The organism is Mesorhizobium sp. M1307 (assembly GCF_040318155.1).
Classification (GTDB): domain Bacteria; phylum Pseudomonadota; class Alphaproteobacteria; order Rhizobiales; family Rhizobiaceae; genus Mesorhizobium.
On sequence record NZ_JAMYLR010000017.1, the window covers coordinates 81,353 to 99,390 of the forward strand.

Sequence of the window (18,038 nt, forward strand, 5' to 3'; positions counted from 1 at the left end):
GCCGCGGCCTCAGAGCTGACATCTCGCGCGATATCGCTGGCAATCATATTTTCTGGCGAACGACAGCGAACCAAATGGAGGACGGATGCCCAAGGTCAAAGGTCAGAACGCTCTCAACAAGGAGCGCGCCAAAACAGAGAAGCTACTCAAAAAGTGGAATACACGGCCTTGAAGGAGACCGGGGTGGAATCCAAGCGACCCGACCTCCCAAACCTAAAGATCGAAAAACGAGGGAAGTAGCGCGGCCACTCGCGTACTGCTCCCCCCGCAAAACTATGGAAGCAGTGCGATTGCGGCGGCTACGGCGTAGCAGTCGAGATAGCGTCACCGGCCATGGACTTTGGGCGACATCAGCTTGGACAATCACCAAGGTCGCTTTCAACGGGAAGGAAGAAGCGACGCCGTTCGCACGCGGTCAGTTCGCGTGGAACAGTTTGCTTCGCGAAATCGATGAGATCTTGGGGTGTCTGAAAAACCCGTATGAGGCGAACGTCTTCATCATAGGGCACGATCACGACCCTCGTTCCATCTGAATTGAAGGCCGCGCGTATCGGTGCCGGCCGCTTGTGCTCATCCTTCGAACTGGCAAGCACTGCCATCTCGCGTCCTGTCCGCGCGTCCCAGAGCCGGGCCGTGCCGTCCTGAGTTGAGGCTGTCAGGACATAGTGCCCGTTAGGACTGAATTGCGCACTGGTCGCTGCGCCGGTGTGCCCCCTGAGAACGACCCTTTCCTTTCCGTCCAGGACGCTCCAGATTCGTGCAGTGCCGTCGCGTGAGGCAGTCAGAAGCGACTGACCATCCGAGCTGAACTCGACTTCGGTGAGCTCATCGCGGTGACCACTCAGGATGGCGAGGGTGCTCCCGTCCTTGACTGTCCAGATCCGCGCGCTGTGGTCGAGTGAGGCCGTGGCGACCAGTTGGCCGTCCGGACTGAACGTTGCCCCGGTTATTCGACCCTCATGCCCGACCAGTTTCTTCAGTTCGGTCCCGTCCGTTTTCAACAGGTGCGCGGCGTTGTCGCTGGTCGCGGCGAGGACGAGATCGCCGTCCGGGTCGAAAACAACCTGCGCACTTGTTTGGATAGTGGAGACCTCGGCGCCAGTCGCCGCGTTCCGCAACCGCGCGGTGCCGTCGGTCGAACTCGCCTCCAGGAGGTCTCCTTTCGGACTGAACTGAATTTGAAACAGCCCGCCTGGAAATTTGAGCCGTGCGATCTCGCTCCTGCTCGCGACGTCCAAGATGAGGACTCGGCCCGCGAGGGATGCAGTTGCAATGCGACTTCCATCGGGGCTGAACATTGCGTTCTGGACGATTTCGTGCGTATCGAGGTCGGCCAGCTTGCGACCGGTTACCACATCCCAAAGGTGCACAGCGCTGTCCCCGCCTCCAGTCAGAAGATGCATATTGTCGGGACTGAACACCGCGAAGGTGGGACGATTTGCGTTGGACAGGGTAGTCGTCAGAATTCCGTCGACGTCCCAGAGGCGAGCGGTGCCATCATGTGAAGCCGTGAGGCACGATGGCCAGCGATGGTGGCGAACAGCGACGCTCGACCGACGTCCCAAATGCGTAACGGACCGTTTATGGAAGCGGTGGCCAGGAGGCGATCGTCGGGGCTGAAAGCGCTGTTCATTTCCTGATCACGGTCGTCCCCGGCGTCACTCTGTTTCAAGTTCGGGGACTCTTGGCCGAGCACGTCAATTAGCCCTCCAGAGTTTCCGTCCCAGAGACGCGCGCTACCATCGAGTGATACCGTTGCAATTCGGCGGCCGTCGTGACTGAACGTTGCGCCTTGTAATTGGGTGTCGCTCTTGTGGCCAAGGAGCCTTGCGATTTCGGTTCCGTTCGATGGGTCCCAAAGCGCGGGGACACTGTCAAATGAAACTGTGTACCACGTGCCTACCAACAGCCGACTTCCATCCGGGCTGAATGTGAGCTTGGATGCAAAACTGCCAATAAAACATTGATGGATCAGCGCGCCATCTTTCGCATTCCAGATGAAAACGGTCTGTCCTTCTGAGGTCGCAAAGCTGCGACCATCCGGGCTGAAGCCAGCCAATCCGTCTCCACGGCTGTCTACGCTCAGGATCTTCGTTCCAGTTCGCGGGTCCCAAAGCGAAGCCTGATTGTTTCCGGCCGCGGTCAGCACGCGCTCGCCGCTTGGGTCAAAGACTGCTGTAGGAAAGGAGCCGCCTACCGGCTGAAGAACAAAAAGCTGCGCTCCAGAGTCGGCATCCCAGATGCGCGCGGTCCCGTCCCTTGCCGCTGTAATGACCCGGCGTCCGTCCGGACTGAATCCGGCTCTCTCGACAGGTCCCTTGTGGCCCTTCAGGATTGCAATCTCTTTACCCTTCGCGACATCCCAAATGCGCGCGGTCTTATCGTAGGATGCAGTGACGATGCGATCGCCGGTTCGATTGAAGGCTGCCTGCGTCACTCCGGCGTCGTGTTTGAACACCGCCGTTTGGCGGTGTGCCAACAGAGCGTTGAAAAGTGCGGCCTCTGCTTCAAAGAGATTTGGCCGCGCGGCTCCCGATCCGCTCTTCGGCAGCGCCTCCAGCGCCAACAGGATCGCGGCCTCCGTATCGCCGCTCGCCGCGATCTGCTGCGAAAGAAACGAAAGCGAAAGAGACTGATTGCGCAGCGCCTGATCGCGCGCCTCAAGGGCCCCCTTTTTGGCGGCCATCGCCAACTCGGCTTGCCGTGTTGCTGCCTGTTGTGCTCTGAACCCGAAGAACGCGCCTGCGCTGGCCATAAGGGCCAACGCCGTGGCGACGATGGCCGCATAGCGCGTGCGTCGCGCGAGCCGGCTCGCAGCCGCGGCCGCAAGACTGCGGCGCTCGGCCTCGCGCTCCAGGCGCTCCCGCTTTGCTGCTTCAGCCGCCTCGATGAGTGCCCGCTCTGCCTGCCTGTCCTTCTCCTCTCTATCCGCCTCAGCACGCGAAGACGTCTCAATGTAGTCGACGATCTGATCGTCGACTTCTACCCGTCTCGACTGCAGCAATTCCTCGCCCTCGGCGAGCCGCTTGCCGGACGGCAGGAGAAGCTCCCGGTTCCGGTTGTCGGCATGCCAGCGGTTGGCGTCAGCCGCGACCCGAGCGCGGGTCTCGAGGAAGCTCCGGTTCGCATTGACAATGTCGCTGGCGCGCGGCCAGCGGCTCAACAAAGCTTCGTGTGCCACGCGCACGTAGACGTGGCCTGCGGCATCCTCATCACTGACGAGAAGGCGAGCGGCGACCAACGCCTCAACGAGAGCCAATCGTTGAGGCGTGCCCGTGACTTCCGCGCGCAAGGCCGGACGCGCCGCAACTGCCTCATCGCTTGGGCGCACCGTGGTGAGGGCACGCAATACGACTGGTAGCTCCTCCTGGATGTCCGGCGGGAGAGCGTCTACGACTTCGTCAGCGCGGCGCGCGATCGCCCCTTCCAAGCCGCCAAGTGCCTGATACGCAGCAAAGGTGAGGATCCGGCGCTCTCGCCCCGCATCGTACAGAGCGTCGAGCACAAATTCGAGAAGCGGCAAAGATCTAGGATCAGCAGCTGCTGCCTCCTGCAGGACATCATCCAGCCGGCCCCGTTCGGCTGTCTCCTCGTAGCGCAGCCTGGCGGTGCGTGCCGGCTCGCGGATGATCTGGGCGATCTCAGCGCCGGTCGGCGGCAGGAGTTCATAGCTGCCGAGGCCATCCTTGAGTGCCCAGAAACCCGGGACCTCGCCGCAACGATGAAAGAAATCCGATCGGATCGTCGCGATCACCCAGACCAGTCCGCTGCTGGCGAGTGCCGCGAGGAGCCGTACTAGCACTTCGCGCGATGCCGGCTCCGTCGTGAACAGCTCCTCCATCTGATCGATCGCCACTACCAATCGCACTTGTGAGGAGGCTGAACCTGCGGCGGCCGCCGCTTTGGCGTGAGCCTGGCGGACGAGCGACAGAGCTCGATCAGGCGAACTCCAACAGAGTTGAGCCAGCGCTGCCGGTTCGCAAGCCAGCTCCGGCAGGGCGCCTTCGCGAAGCAGCCCAGCGGCCAGCGAGGCGACCGCATCAGGGGCGTCGGAAGGGCGGATTAGGCAGCGGCGCCAAAACTTGATGCCAGCCGCTGCACCGGTTCGAGTGATGGAAGGCAGCAGCCCTGCTCGAAGGAGAGAAGACTTGCCGGAACCGCTCATACCATAGATGAGCAGGAATGCCTTGCCGTTGGCGGCCTGCTGCTCCAGGCGTTCGATGCAGGCAGCAGTCGCCCGAGCTCGGCCAAAGAAGAGGTCGGCGTTTTCGAACTCGAAGGGGTTGAGACCTCGAAAAGGCGACGTGACCTGCTCCTCTGAAGCGAGAGGCACGCGGTACGCGTGCACAGGCCGGGCGATGTTCTTCATCCTTTGTTCGCCAAGATCGACGAATTCGAGCGAGAGCCGATCGCGGGCCTGCGTGTAGACCGCTTCCGAAATGCATATTCCACCTGGAGGTGACAGCGCCTCCAGACGGGCGGCGACGTTCACACCGTCGCCCATGAGATTGTCGCCCTCTACGACAACATCGCCGAGATTGATGCCGATGCGAAAGCGCAGGCGGCTCGACTCGGGCAGCTCAGCATTTTGTCTGCCGACTTGGAACTGGATTTCAGTGGCGCATCGAAGCGCCTCGACGGGGCTTGCGAACTCGGCGATGACGCTGTCCCCAGCGCTCCCGAACACCCGTCCCTGATGTTCCTCTATCAGTCGGTCAATGATCTGACGATGCGTCCGCAGGGTGGCAAGTGTCCCTTCCTCGTCTCTGCCAATCAGCCGGCTGTAACCAACTGCGTCGGCAGCAAGGATGGTAGCCATTCTACGGTGAACGCGATCCAGGTCATACCTCCCGCCATCTCGGAGCATCCTAACGGAAATGGCGCCCTGTGGGGAGAGGCACCGAATTGGCCTCAAGGGAGCTCTGGCTTACCAACTTCCTTGCCGCATTTGCCGCAGCACCGCTGACGCTTGTGGTCGACTAGCACTCGTCCGTCCCATAGGCGCTCGACTTCGAGCCGGCTGCGTCCGTTTCTGGTGTGCAAAGTGTGGCCGCAATAGCCGCGTTCGGTCAGTCCGCGTGCAGTTCAGATCCTGCTCGGCCACACCAAGATCGAGAATACAGTGCGGTATCTCGGTGTAGATGTAGAAGATGCCTTAGAGCTAGCCGAGGCGACCGAGGTATGACCAAAAGCGGCTCCCACGATCCCGGTGGGGCCGCGAACTGAAATGCGCCTCATGTCGGTCGTTGAGCAGACCATAGCCCTAATCTCAAAAGCGGCCTTCGAGCGAACAGGCGAGATGACACGTTTGCGCCCGAAGTTTGCCGTAGGGGACCGCATTTGGGCATCCTGAGAGCAGACGTCGTCTGCAACTTCACTGGAGGTCAAGCAGGCAACTATTGGCAATAATGCGGGGAGAGCGCAGGATTGTCCAAAGGGCCTTCGCCGGCGACAGGACATTTGCGCGATGAGTCAATTTGGTAGCGAACCAGTTCGTGATCCTGCGGACCTCGGCTTCGACAAGGCGCGGCTGGCGCGACTGAAGCGGTGGATGCAGCGATATGCCGACACCGGGCGCTGGCCGGGTGGTGCGGTGCTCATCGCGCGTCATGGAGAACTCGCCTTTTTCGACTGCGCCGGGCACGCCGACGTCGAAGCCAAGCGGCCTTGGCAGCGCGACCTCATCGCCCGCATCTACTCGATGACCAAGCCTGTCACCGCCGTCGCGCTGATGATGCTGTACGAGGAGGCGCGCCTGCATCTCGACGATCCGGTCGAAGCTTACCTGCCGGAATTCAAAAACAGGCAACTTCTGATACCGGGCGCAACGTCGCTGGACCAAACAGTGCCCATCAAAACGAAGATAACGATTCACCATCTGCTGACCCACACATCTGGCCTAAGCCTTTTTACGAACCCCCGACTGCTCGGTGAAGCTTATGCCAAGGAAAAACTCGGCCTCGCCCTTGCTTACGGTGGGCTCGACAACATGGTGCGCAGGATCGCCGAGTTGCCATTGGAATGGGAGCCGGGCACGAAATGGCAATACAGCACCGGGTCCGATGTCATCGGCCGCATCGTGGAAGTCGTTTCCGGAATGACGCTCGACAAGTACTTCGCGACTCGCATCTTCGAGCCCCTCGGCATGACCGACACCGGCTTCTCTGTGCCGGGGTCTGAGATCAGCCGTTTTCCCCCGCTCTATGAGGCTATGGCTGGCGGAATGGCATTGCACGAAGCGCCGGAGGTTTCGGAGTGGCGGCAAGGCAAGGTTGATACGTTCTGCGGCGGAGGCGGGCTCGTCGGAACCATCGACGACTATTGGCGGTTCACCGAAATGCTGCGGGCTGGAGGTGAACTCAACGGCGAACGCATCCTCAGTCCCCGCACTTTGAGATTGGCGGCGTGCAATCACCTACCGGGAGATCTTGCCTCGATGGCAACCGAAGTTTGGGCCGAAACCCAGTTTGACGGCGTCGGGTTCGGTCTGTTGGGCTCCGTCGTCCTCGATCCGGCTAAGGCACAAATTTCGGCGCAAGTGGGCGACTATGGCTGGGGCGGGGCGGCAGGCACCTTCTTCTGGGTAAGCCCGGTCGACGACATGGTTGTCATTCTCTTCACGCAACTGCTGCCTTCAAGCGCCATTCCGGTGCGCAAAGAGCTGCGCGCACTCGTCCATGGTGCGTTGACAGGGGCCTGAGACTCGTCAACAGAAACTGCGCGGAGCAACCTTGCGCTTAGCAAGCTGGGCCGGCTCGGCTTCGTCGTGCTCGATGAGCTCTTCGCCCAAGCCGGCGGGCAGTTGCTCTTCCATCTCATCAGCCGGCTTTACGAGCGGACCTCGCTTCCGGCATCGGTCATCTCACGACGATGCCCGCGCAACCTGAATGTCCGCTCTTGAGGAACCGCAGCCTGAAGCTGCCTATCCCCTTGCGGCCCGCAAACGGAACATTCTGTTTCTCGCAGGATAGCACAACCACGGTTGGGATTTTTCCCTAGGCATTAACGGCAGGCGGGGCTAGCGTAGAGCCACTGGGAGGTGGGCGATGACAGACGTCTCGATCCGCCGGGCGGATTTCATGATGGTCCTCGCTTATGCTTCGGACCTTGCCACCGGCCATTCTCGCGACTTCGCACTGAAATCCTGCGTGCTTGCGATGCGGATTGCCGATCTTGCGGGCGTTTCCGAGCAGGATCGGCGCAATGCCTACCACCAGTCTATGCTCCGCTATGTCGGTTGCAACGCGGACACGGACCTCCTGTCGGCCACCTTCGGCGACGAAATTGCGCTCCGCCAGGATCTTGTCGGTCTCGATATGGGCAACCGGGCGGAGCTGGGCAGAGTCTTCGTCCAGGCTTTCAAGCGGCTCTACTACGATCTTGAGCCCGACGCGCAGGCCAAGGCGATCGAGGCTGGGCTATCGCAGGCGATCGCCGTGGCCCGCCCGGTCCTGACCGCGCATTGCGAGGTCGCGCAACGGATCGGCGAGCGGCTGGGCCTGTCGGAGGAGATGCGACGCAATCTTGGACAGATCTACGAACGCTGGGACGGCAAGGGCCTGCCGCGCGGGCTGAGCGGCGAGGATGTCCTGCCAGCCGTGCGCCTGATCACATTGGCACAGGATGCCATTGCGCTCTGCGATGCCGTCGGTATCGAAGGGATGGCCGAAACCATCGCCAGTCGCGGCGATGGCCCATATGAAGCGGAACTGGCCCGGCTCGTCTCGGCCAACGCGCCGACGCTGATGGAGGGCATCGGCGCGACGGTCGACCGCGCGACCATTTTGGCGCTTGAGCCCAATCCGCCGGTGACGCTGGATGAGGAGGCTTGCGATGAGGCGTTCCTCGCCATCGCCGACATGATCGACATGCGCATGCCGTTTACGCAGGGCCATTCGAGGATGGTGTCGGAACTGGCCACGGGTGCGGGGAAACGGATCGGGCTGCCCGACCCTGACGTCCGCGCGCTGCGCTGGTCGGGCTGCATCCATGACATAGGCGAACTCGTGGTGCCGGTGGCGACCTGGATGCGCAACGGTCCGCTGTCGGTGCGCGAGCGCGACGCGGCGCAGTTGCACGCCTATTATGGCGAGCGGGCGCTGGCCTCGTTCGGCCGCGAGGGCGAGGCGATGGCCGCCCTCGTGCTTCGCCATCACGAACGCCTGGACGGTTCGGGCTATCACCGCAAGGTCCACGGCTCCGACCTGTCCCCGGCGGCAAGAATCCTGGCCGCCGCCGAAGCCTTCCAGACGTCGCGAGAGGAACGTCCGCACCGCAAGGCGTTGTCCAGCGAGGCGGCGGCCACGCAGTTGCGCGCCGCCGTTCGCGAGGGCTGTATCTGCCCCGATGCCGCCGAGGCCGTGCTGTCCTTCGCCGGACAGCCGTCGCGCCGGGCGCCGCCCCGGCCGCTGGCCGGAATGACGCCGCGTGAGATCGAGGTGCTGCGCCTGATCGCCGCCGGCCTTACCGCGAAGGAAGCGGCGCGCAAGCTGGATATCTCGCCCAAGACGGCGGACCACCATATCCAGAGCGTCTATGCCAAGATCGGCGTGACCACCCGCGCCGCCGCGGCACTCTACGCGGTCGAGCATGGCCTTGTCCGGCCGGGCGAGACGCAGGCATAGGGAATACACCCCATGTGCGCCCGCTCCGGGGCGCGCATCGTGATCCTGTCGACGGACCGATGGTGGCCGCGACCGACAGGAGGAAATCAGATGCTTCTCGCAACGACCAAGGTGGCGGACGTCGACCGCTTCATCCGCATCTTTTCGACCAAGGGCGCCGACAAGCGCCGGCTGCACGGCTCGAACGGCGCAACCGTCTTCCGCGACCCCAGCGAGCCCGACCGCATCTGGGCGATCTTCGACTGGGACGCCGAGGGCTGGAAGAATTTCGTGTCGGATCCGGAGGTGCCCGCGATCCTGCAGGAAGCCGGCCACGTCGGCAAGCCGCAGGCGGCACTGCTGCTCGGCCACTACGAGGCCTGAGATCCCGCACTGCGCGCCGCCTGCCGCCCGGCGGCGGCGCCCCCCCGACGAACCCCCAGATTTGGAGAAATCAAATGGATCCGAAACCCATCAAGATCGGCCTTGTCGCCGAACTCACCGGCCCGTTGTCCTTCATGGGCATCGCCAACGCAAACCTCACCACCATGCTCGTCGACGACATCAATGCCAAAGGCGGTTTGCTCGGCCGGCCGCTAGAGCTTGTCATCGAGGATGGCGAGACCAACGACAGCGCCGCCAAGGCAAGGACTGCAAAACTGATAGACGTCGACAAGGTCGATCTGGTCGTCGGCGGCATCTACAGCTCGACCCGCCAGGCCATCAAGAGCGAAGCGGTCGCACGCGGCAGGACGCTCTACATCTACACCGAGCAGTACGAGGGACAGGAAAACGATCCCCTGATCTTCTGTACGGGTCCAGTGCCCACGCAGCAGGTCGAGCCGCTGATCCCTTGGTTCATGAAGAGCACCGGGGCGAAGAAGTTCTACCTGCCTTCTGCCGACTACATCTGGCCCCATCTGCTGAACAAGGCCGCGAGCCGGGTGGTGCGCGCCAATGGCGGCGAGGTCGTCGGCGAGGAGTATTTCCCGCTCGATACAGTCGATTTCCGGCGGACGGTCGAGCAGATCATGGCGAGCGGCACCGACGTGGTTTTCAACACCCTCGTCCCGCCGGGCCTGACTCCGTTCCTCGAAGAACTGCACAAGGCCGGTTTCGGCAAGCGGGACGGCAAGATCATCTGCACCTACTTCGACGAGAACTTCTTCAATCTCGTGCCGTCCGAGCAGATCGAGGGCCTCTACAGCTGCCTCGACTACTATCAGGAACTCGAGGATCCGTTTGGCCGCGCGCTCTTGCGTCGCTACCAGGACCGTTTCCCCGGCAGCGCCATGTTGACCGCGGGCAGCGGCTGCACCGGCCACTACCGGGCGATCAAGATGTGGGAAGCGGCTGTCAATGAGGCCGGCACGGTCGAGCGTGATACGGTCATCCGGGCGCTCGATCACTCGCGGATCAGCGAGGGACCAGGTGGCCCGGCCGAAATGGTCCCCGGCCAGCACCATGTTCGCATGAACATGTACATCGCGCAGGCGCAGGGCGGTCGATTCCGGGTCGTCAAGAACCTGGGTCCGATCGATCCCAACGAGCGCGCGCTTAGCGACGAACTCCAACTCAGCAAAGCGGGCTGAGCCGGCCGCGTCGATGACTGTTCTTCCAGGTGGCAGGGCGGCTAGCAAGTTGCCCTGCCACCCAAACGGGCAATAGTGCATTCCAGTCGCACATACAGAGCAACTGAAGATCATCAGCGCTATCTCCGGCGGTGGCGCGTTGCGGTCCGCGATACGCTGGACGCGTCCATCCGCTTTCTAATCTCGCCATCCCGAACGGACAGTCCGCAAACGGCCCCAAAGCTGCCAGGCGGGAACGCGCCCAACCGACCCCTCAGGCTACAATCAGGCTGTGGCCTTCTTGCGGGGACGCTTCGCGGGCGCCGGCTCTTCGGGCTCCTTCGGCTTGCGGCCGAGGCCCATGGTTTTAGCGAGGGCTGAGCGCGCTGCGGCATAGTTCGGCGCAACCATGGGATAATCCGCCGGCAGGCCCCATCTGGCGCGATACTCATCCGGAGTCAGGCCATAATGGGTCGACAAGTGCCGCTTCAGCGACTTGAACTTCTTCCCGTCCTCCAGGCTGATGATGTAGTCGGGCGTCACTGACTTGTTGATCGGCACGGCAGGCTTGAGAACTTCAGGTCTTTCCGACACCACACCGCCGGTCGTGCCCTTCAGGGCGGCATGGACCTGTCCGATGAGGGCGGGTAGTTCACCGACCGGCACCGGATTGTTTGAAACATAGGCTGAGACTACATCAGCCGTGAGTTCGATGAGCTTCTCCGTATTGCTCTCGGTTTCTTCGGTCACGAAATACTCCTGGCGGATCAAACGATTGGCGTCGAACAGTCGTTTCATAATGACGACCGCTTCCGATAGCAACGAACCTGTTGCATTTCTGTTGTTTCGGCAGTCGCGTGACACTGGTCGACATGGCCGATCCGCTCCGGCGACGACCTTGTAGCGATTGCCGCGTGCGGTTCCGCCAACAGCAGGACCATCGCTTCCGGCGTCCCGGCTTTGAAGCACGCGGTCAAATCGATTCTCTGACGTGTATTCCTTGCGGAGGTGGGGCCGCGGCGTTTGTCCGTTTGCCGGACGGCAGAGGGAGAGGGTGGATGGCCCGCGTGACGGGTCGAGGGCTGGAAGAGAGGCTTCCGGCGCCCGTCGCGGAGAAAGTTCCATGACCCAGTTGCAAGTTCTCGCTCCTGCGGTGAATCCACGGGGCGGTTACAAGGTGGATGTCAGCCGTGGCCAACGTGTCGGTCGCGTTTCTTCCGAGTGGTTCAACCGGCCGGCGGACGAGCGCTACCTTTCTCTCACCGATCTCCATAATTCGGTGAAGCGGCGGTCCGAACGCAGCAAGACCCGCATCGTTGAAAGTGAGCTGATCCGCGTCGAGGCCAGCCGCGACGACCCGGAGCGCCTGAGGCTGATGCTGCCCGATGCGCATGCCTCTGTGGCCCCAACGCATTGGAGCTTGGCCAACTCGCCAGCCTGGTCGGCGCGCCAGCCGCCTATCTGCGCCAGCTTCCGGCCCCGCTTGCGGCGATCAACCTTCAGCACGGTCTTCTTAATCATCGCGCCGAGCAGATGAAGAGCTTGGAAATCGAGAACGGACGCCTCGAGTTGCGGGCGGTAACAGGCCCCGACTACGGCAGAATATTTGACTCAGAACTGGTCGATGCCGTGCAGAAGATCGCCGGCAACGGTAGCGGCGACACGCGCTGGAAAGTGCCTGGCGTGCTCGACTGGTCAACGGGAATCTACAATCCGAACGTCGACATCTCCAACGACACGACAACGCTCTATGCGTCCGACCGTGATGTCTTTGTCTTCCTCGTCGACGACCTGAATCCGATCGAAGCCGGCAAGCTGCCCGATGGCTCGCCCGACGTCTTTTTCAGGGGGTTTATTGCTGGAACTCCGAAGTCGGCGCCCGAACGCTCAGAATCGCCAGCTTCTATCTACGTGCAGTTTGCCAGAATCGTTGTCTGTGGGGCGTGGAAAATTTCGAGGAAATCACCATCCGGCATTCCAAATATGCCGCCTCGCGTTTTGCCCTGGAAGCCGAACCAGCGCTGATCCAGTTCGTGGAGTCTTCGCCCATGCCGTTCGTCAATGGCATCAAGGCTTCGCGGGAGCGGATCGTCGCTCGCGACGATGAAGATCGCCAGAGCTTCCTGCGCAAGCGCGGCTTCTCCAAGGCGGAGACCACGAGGATCATCGATGCCGTGCTTTCGGAGGAAGGGCACCCGCCCGCCTCGATTTTCGACTTCGTGCAGGGCATTACGCGGGTGGCGCGCGACAAGCCGCATCAGGACGTTCGCCTGGAGCTGGAGGGCAAGGCCAAGAAGCTGCCCGATCTGGCAGCATGATACCGCAATGCTGTGCGCCGAGGCGTATGAACGTCACTGGGCTGCTGATGCTGCCAGTGTTCCAACATGTGCATCGCTGCGGCGCGCAGCATACGGCCTGCGCTGGTACCCGGGAAAACCCATCTCTCCGGCCCGGATGTGCGCCGCACAAAACGGCAATGCTGCTATGCACAATTAATGCTTCTCGGCTGCGCGGAAGGGAGTAGCCTGTCGGTATCGAGTTTCGTCCGGGTCACCTCCTCCCGACCTTGGCGATCAGGGACGGCATTTATTCCTCCCGAATGCTGTCGTCCAAATCAAGCCCGCCGCACCTCCTCCCGCGGCGGGCTTTTTCGTTGTGCGAGCGGCGGCTTCTGGCAGCCCGATTGCAGGAAACGAACGCGGAGGTCCGTCAGTCGGGGAGGTTGAACCGTTCGATGGTGATGGTACGCGCGACATCCACCGTAATCTCCAGCACTTGTTCCATGCCTCCTCGCCACCGAGCTCCGAAAGGGCGAGATGAAAGAGCCTGTGCTGGAGATCGAGGCTCATCAGGCCAGGGGCGGTGTTGAAGGCGACTAACCCGACATGCAGCTCCTCGCGGCGATAGGGGCCGCGAAAGTCGGTCGTGTTGTGCGTGACGAGCACATAGCCGTCATCGACCGCGCGCCGGGTCACCATATGGTCCTTGGCGCCGGCGAGGCCCAGCCAGCGCACATGGCTCGACTCTGGAAAACCCCGTTCGCGCGCCAGTTTCGCAAGCTCTGGGCTCAGGCATTCGTCGATCAGGAATTTCACGAAACGGCCGGCAGATCGTCGAGACGGATTGTGCGTGTCGACTTCGCCGCCGTGCTGCGCCACGCCGGCTTGACCGGCGGACGGCCACGCCGCGGATAGGCGAGCGCATAGTCGGCCGCGAGCCTGATCCGGTCGAGAGTCAGTTGCGGATAGGCGGCACGGATCGTCTCGGGAGTATCGCCATTGGCGAGCAGGTCGGCAACGTCATGAACAAGCACGCGTGTTCCCACAAAGGCCGGCTGACCGCTAAGTACCGCTGGATCGCGCGCCACCATGGCCTTGGCTTTCCTCAGCCGGCTGAGGCCGGTCCTTACCCCGGCAGTGATCGGCTTCAGGTCGACCTTAAGCGGATCGTCCGCGACTACGGGCGCAGCATCATCGGCAATGGCGTGCTCAACGATCCGCCGCCGCGCGGCAGGCGTCAGCGTCTCCGCCGTCAGCCAGGCGAGGCGTAGGCCGACGAGACCCGCTCCGATGATGACGCGGCTGCCGCGGCGTGTCTCGACACGGCCGCGTAGCAATCCGGCATCGATGATGCGATGCACCTGCTTAAGCGGCACCTGCGTTACCGCCGCCGCCTCATTGGCGGTGAGCACTTCGGTACTAAACCCTGGCATGACAATAATCCTTCCACGTTCATGGAAGATATATAGTCACTCTGCCGTCCGCAGTCCAGCGAAGCTTTGCGGCAGGCGGCCGGCGCCGGCGCGAGGCCTGGAGGCAGAGGGGGGAGGGGAGATTCCTGACGGGCTTGGAGGTTCGGGGAGAGGCCCCGGGCCGCCCGTCATGGAGAACCTGACCATGGCAAAGAACGCCATTCAGAAGATCGCGATGAACGCCGCGGAGAATATTCCCTATGACAAGCTAATGCTGTCGCAAAAGAATGTTCGGCGCATCAAGGACGGCGTGTCGATCGAGCAGCTGGCCGAAGACATCGGACGGCGAAAGCTCATCCAGAGCCTGAACGTCCGTCCCGTGCTCGACGGCGAGGGCGAGGAGACCGGCATGTTTGAGGTGCCCGCCGGCGGCCGTCGCTATCTCGCGCTCGCCATCCTCATCAAGCAGAAGCGCCTGGCCAAGAACGAGCCGATCCCCTGCATCGTCAACCGCAGGCAGGAGACCTCGGCCGAAGAGGATTCGCTTGCCGAAAACCTGCGGCGCGCCGACCTGCACCCGCTCGACCAGTTCCGGGCCTTCAAGACGCTCAGCGATCGGGGCCTCGATCCGGAGGAGATTGGCGCCCGCTTCTTCGTATCGCCTGCGACGGTGAGGCAGCGCCTGCGGCTGGCATCGGTGTCGCCGAGGCTTCTCGGTCTCTACGGGAAGGACGAAATCCGGCTTGAGCAGATCATGGCGTTTTTGATCTCGGACGATCATGCACGTCAGGAGCAGGTCTGGGAACGGATTGCCAGCTCGCACATGCAGGAACCCTATTACATCAGGCGCCTGCTGACGGAGACCACGGTCCGAGCCGATGATCGCCGGGCCGTCTATGTCGGCGCCGAAACCTATGAAGCTGCCGGCGGCGTCATCCTGCGCGATCTCTTCGAGCAGGACTCCGGCGGCTGGTTCCAGGATGCGGCACTCCTCGAGCAGCTTGTCTTCGAGAGACTCAAGGTGGATGCCGAGGCAATCCGCGCCGAAGGTTGGAAATGGGTCGAGGCGGCGATCAGCTTTCCCTACGGCCATACCTCCGGCATGCGGCGCATCTATGCCGAGCCGCAGGAGCTGAGCGCCGAGGAGATCGAACGCTACGACGCGCTCAAGGCCGAATACGACAAGCTCGACGCGGACTATGCCAAGGCCGAGGATGCCGACAAAGCGATCGAGGCGAAGCTCGACCAGCTGGGCGCAGAGCTCGACGCGATCGATGATCGTCCTCAAAGCTACGATCCCGCCCAGAAGGCCATCGCCGGTGTGTTCGTTACCCTTGCCGCGAACGGCAAGCTCCAGGTCGACGCCGGTTTCGTGCGGTCCGAGGACGAACCGCGGACCGAAACCGGCGATGTCGGTGAGGGCGAGGAGCAGGATGCTGAAGACGAAGCCAGATCCAATGGCGACGATGATGGCGATGGTGTTGTCGTCAACGGCAAGCCGGTGAATGACAGCGCTAGTGACGACGGCGAGGACGATGGCATCAAGCCGCTGCCCGATCGGCTCGTCTTCGACCTGACCGCGCAGCGGACGCTTGCACTGCGCAACGCGCTCGCCGGTGACGTCGACATCGCCTTCGTTGCCGCACTCCATGCCTTCGTCCTGCAGGTCTTCTATCGCTTCGCGCCGGACACGTGCCTGGAGATCAGCCTGAAGAGCGGCGGCTTCAGCCAGGTCGACGGTCTTGCCGAGACATCCTGGGCGAAGGAGATCGCCGAGCGCCATGAAGCCTGGGATCGCGATCTGCCCGATGAGGCGGATGGCCTGTGGAACTTCCTTCTCGGCCTCGACGAAGCAAGCCGCAACGCGCTGTTCGCGCACTGCGTCTCGCTGACCCTCAATGCGGTGGTCGAACCCTGGAACAGGCGACCGAAGGCGCTCAAGCATGCAGACGTGCTTGGCCGTTCCCTCCAGTTCGACATGGTCGACGCCGGCTGGACGCCTAGGGTCGAGTTCCTCGGGCGGCTCACCAAGGCGCGGATTCTACAGGCAGTCCATGAAGCTCGTGGCGCAGACTCCGCGCAGCTGATCGACCACATGAAGAAGGACATCATGGCGCGTGAGGCCGCGCGTCTTCTCGAAGGGTCGAACTGGCTGCCCGAGCCGCTGCGTCTTGAGGTCGATGAAGTGGCTACCGATGCTGGCGACGCGGTCGCCGGCGATATGTCGGACGAGGCGGCTCGCGACGGCGATGCCGCCGAGCTGCCGGCCTTTCTCGCCGACGATGCGGATCCGTCCTCCGATGAGCCGGTGACCAGCGACGGCGACGAGGCGGACCACCTCCAGGCCGCTGAATAGTCGGCCTCACGCTCGCAGCGGGCCCGGCACTCCCGCCGGGCCCTTTTTCGTTTTCCGCATGGAGAAACCGCATGTCCGCACATATCGTGTACGAATCCGCTCCTCTGGGGAGCGTTATCCGGTACAGCGACGGCACCGCGAAACCGCCGGCTCGCTTCACCAAAAAACTTGCGGCCTGGGAAAGCCGCAACGGCGTCGGTCGCCTGGTCACGAAGGAACCGCCGCGCGAGCGCGCGACCTATAGCTCGCCGGCCTACTTCACCCGCATGAGGGCGATTTCGATCAGGGCGGCATCATCGTCGTCTCGGTCAGGCGCACTTGGTCCGTCGAGAGTGACCTGGGTTTCGAGATCGTCGAGCGTCCCACGATCGGCATGGTCCGCGTCCTGCAGGAACGCGGCGACAGCCCGGAGCTGCTCTATCTCGCCAAGGATCGCGAGGCGGCCGAACGCTGGCTCGCCAACAACCAGTATGGTCGGGCCTATCTCGAGGAAGTCTCCGCGGGACGAGGTCGGCGCCGACGTCATTGAGGGCCGCGCGGCCGCCTGACCGTTCCACCATTTAACCCCACCCGATGACGGGCCCGGGATCGCGTGAGCGATCACGGGCCTGTTCATTTCGTGGAGATCGACGTGTTCGACTGGAACAGAAGCTGCTCCTATGACGAGCAAGCAGAAGAGGCGTTTTCACACGACAGCGCGTTCACGGCTGAAGAAACTCGCCGCCGAACTAAACCTGCCATCGGGCTGCTTTGACCTGCGCTCAAACAAGGCGGGTATTGCCGTTTCCGGCGAAGTCACCCTGTACCATCACCGTACCTACATTCAGGTCGGCCAGTTCGGTTTGTCCTCAGGTCACGGCATCCTGATCCGCACCTGCAAGGGCCGCAAGGATTATGTCGGCGGGGCCAACCACTTCGTCGCGCTCGGCATGCTCGACGACATCCCGGCGCTCGCCGCCGTGCGTGCCATCACTGGGGTTGGTCGAGACGCTTCGCGTTCCTCCGAGCGACGTGCCGCCTGAACCCTGCAAACCCCATCATCGCCGGTGCACGCGCCGGCCGCGGGCTCGGCCAGTCGACAGCCACAACACCACCAAAACAGTTGCGACGACGCGGTTCATGCCACGCGTGGCCGACCCGCGTTCAGGAGAATCCCATGACCGCACATCCACCCTTCAGGAAGGTGCTCGACGGCGTCGCCACCCGCGAGCAGATGTTCCAACTGTTCAGCCGACACAAGGATACTCCCGGCATCGATCCGCTTTCCGGCACTCCCTATTCAGGCGAGTGGTTCCAGATCACCGCGTCAGAATATCACTTCATGCTCGGTTTGCTGCCGCCGCTCTTCATGCGCACCGGCATGTTCGGCATGTCGGAGTTCAAGGCCGGCAACGTGACCAGCGTATTCTTCACGATCCGGATCCGCGGCCGCGAACGCTGTTTTCATGGTTTTTGCGACCTCACGGACCGGCAATCCCCGGACAAGATGCGCGCCGCCATCATCCCCCACGAGACCGGCGCGAGCGACAGCATGACCCGCGCGGAGAAGCTCGAGGCGATCTGGAACATGACCCCTGTCGAACTCAGGGGCATCGCCCGCAATGCAAATCCCGGAACCGGGTGGGCCGAACATCGCGGCAAACGCACGATTCTCATTAACGCCGGAAAGCATGATGCTGTCTTCAAGCTGCTCGATGATCTGTCGGATCTCGAGATTGACGAACTCCTGTCCTCCGCCCGATCAAGCCGGAACTCAAAGAAGGGAGGCGACGATAAAGGTCATCCCTGAGAGCTGCCGCTCGGAAGCGAAACGTCCC

The 18,038-nt window shown here is 62.6% G+C and carries 13 protein-coding genes and 4 pseudogenes; 12 read left to right on the forward strand and 5 right to left on the reverse strand.

Going from position 1 to position 18,038, the window contains the following annotated elements; all coding sequences use genetic code 11:
- Positions 1-350: 350 nt before the first annotated feature.
- Both NKH16_RS19650 and NKH16_RS19655 read right to left on the reverse strand, forming a co-directional pair.
- Positions 351-1,370 carry a WD40 repeat domain-containing protein gene (locus NKH16_RS19650; protein ID WP_352901313.1) on the reverse strand — a complete coding sequence of 340 codons (1,020 nt, stop codon included), beginning with the start codon at positions 1,368-1,370 and terminating at the stop codon, positions 351-353.
- A gap of 89 nt (positions 1,371-1,459) precedes the next feature.
- Positions 1,460-4,819 carry an nSTAND1 domain-containing NTPase gene (locus NKH16_RS19655; protein WP_352901259.1) on the reverse strand — a complete coding sequence of 1,120 codons (3,360 nt, stop codon included), beginning with the start codon at positions 4,817-4,819 and terminating at the stop codon, positions 1,460-1,462.
- Between the two features lie 243 nt (positions 4,820-5,062).
- Here NKH16_RS19655 and NKH16_RS19660 point away from each other — a divergent pair.
- The 6 genes and pseudogenes from NKH16_RS19660 to NKH16_RS19685 all read left to right on the forward strand — a co-directional run.
- Positions 5,063-5,185 (forward strand): annotated as a pseudogene (locus tag NKH16_RS19660) (tyrosine-type recombinase/integrase); the annotation flags it as partial.
- Between the two features lie 282 nt (positions 5,186-5,467).
- The gene (locus NKH16_RS19665) at positions 5,468-6,700 is read left to right on the forward strand and encodes a serine hydrolase domain-containing protein (protein WP_352901262.1); all 1,233 of its coding nucleotides are present in this window, start codon (positions 5,468-5,470) and stop codon (positions 6,698-6,700) included.
- Between the two features lie 45 nt (positions 6,701-6,745).
- Positions 6,746-6,847: pseudogene (locus NKH16_RS19670) on the forward strand (IS21-like element helper ATPase IstB); the annotation flags it as partial.
- Between the two features lie 199 nt (positions 6,848-7,046).
- Complete coding sequence (locus tag NKH16_RS19675; protein ID WP_352618170.1) at positions 7,047-8,624, forward strand: HD domain-containing phosphohydrolase; 1,578 nt, start codon at positions 7,047-7,049, stop codon at positions 8,622-8,624.
- 90 nt (positions 8,625-8,714) lie between these two features.
- Positions 8,715-8,987: a hypothetical protein gene (locus NKH16_RS19680; RefSeq protein ID WP_352851851.1), complete on the forward strand. Its 273-nt coding sequence runs from the start codon at positions 8,715-8,717 to the stop codon at positions 8,985-8,987.
- 74 nt (positions 8,988-9,061) lie between these two features.
- Positions 9,062-10,195, forward strand: coding sequence for a substrate-binding protein (locus tag NKH16_RS19685; RefSeq protein ID WP_352901265.1), 1,134 nt, complete (start codon positions 9,062-9,064; stop codon positions 10,193-10,195).
- A 264-nt stretch (positions 10,196-10,459) separates the two neighbouring features.
- Here the strand turns inward: NKH16_RS19685 and NKH16_RS19690 are convergent, their stop codons facing one another.
- On the reverse strand, positions 10,460-10,972 hold the full coding sequence (locus NKH16_RS19690; protein WP_502911718.1) for a Ros/MucR family transcriptional regulator: 513 nt from the start codon (positions 10,970-10,972) through the stop codon (positions 10,460-10,462).
- 325 nt (positions 10,973-11,297) lie between these two features.
- Between NKH16_RS19690 and NKH16_RS19695 the strand changes: the two are divergent.
- Positions 11,298-12,492: pseudogene (locus NKH16_RS19695) on the forward strand (DUF932 domain-containing protein).
- A 255-nt stretch (positions 12,493-12,747) separates the two neighbouring features.
- Here the strand turns inward: NKH16_RS19695 and NKH16_RS19700 are convergent.
- Together NKH16_RS19700 and NKH16_RS19705 are read right to left on the reverse strand one after the other, a co-directional pair.
- Complete coding sequence (locus NKH16_RS19700; protein ID WP_352901268.1) at positions 12,748-13,269, reverse strand: DUF5615 family PIN-like protein; 522 nt, start codon at positions 13,267-13,269, stop codon at positions 12,748-12,750.
- Positions 13,266-13,886 carry a DUF433 domain-containing protein gene (locus tag NKH16_RS19705; RefSeq protein WP_352901271.1) on the reverse strand — a complete coding sequence of 207 codons (621 nt, stop codon included), beginning with the start codon at positions 13,884-13,886 and terminating at the stop codon, positions 13,266-13,268. The genes NKH16_RS19700 and NKH16_RS19705 overlap by 4 nt, the downstream gene beginning before the upstream one ends.
- Positions 13,887-14,070: 184 nt before the next feature.
- Between NKH16_RS19705 and NKH16_RS19710 the strand changes: the two genes are divergently transcribed.
- The 5 genes and pseudogenes from NKH16_RS19710 (at position 14,071) to NKH16_RS19725 (ending at position 18,010) form a co-directional block, all read left to right on the forward strand.
- The gene (locus NKH16_RS19710) at positions 14,071-16,221 is read left to right on the forward strand and encodes a ParB/RepB/Spo0J family partition protein (protein ID WP_352901274.1); all 2,151 of its coding nucleotides are present in this window, start codon (positions 14,071-14,073) and stop codon (positions 16,219-16,221) included.
- Between the two features lie 71 nt (positions 16,222-16,292).
- A pseudogene (locus NKH16_RS35035) lies at positions 16,293-16,424 on the forward strand (UCP036055 family protein); the annotation flags it as partial.
- 92 nt (positions 16,425-16,516) lie between these two features.
- A complete protein-coding gene (locus tag NKH16_RS35040) occupies positions 16,517-16,750 on the forward strand; it encodes a UCP036055 family protein (RefSeq protein ID WP_502911720.1) in 234 nt (77 codons plus the stop codon).
- A 130-nt stretch (positions 16,751-16,880) separates the two neighbouring features.
- Positions 16,881-17,243, forward strand: a complete 363-nt coding sequence (locus tag NKH16_RS19720) for a hypothetical protein (protein ID WP_352689058.1) — start codon at positions 16,881-16,883, stop codon at positions 17,241-17,243.
- Positions 17,244-17,377: 134 nt separating this feature from the next.
- Positions 17,378-18,010 (forward strand): DUF1419 domain-containing protein, encoded by a 633-nt coding sequence (locus tag NKH16_RS19725; RefSeq protein WP_352901319.1) that lies wholly within the window; start codon positions 17,378-17,380, stop codon positions 18,008-18,010.
- Positions 18,011-18,038 lie beyond the last annotated feature (28 nt).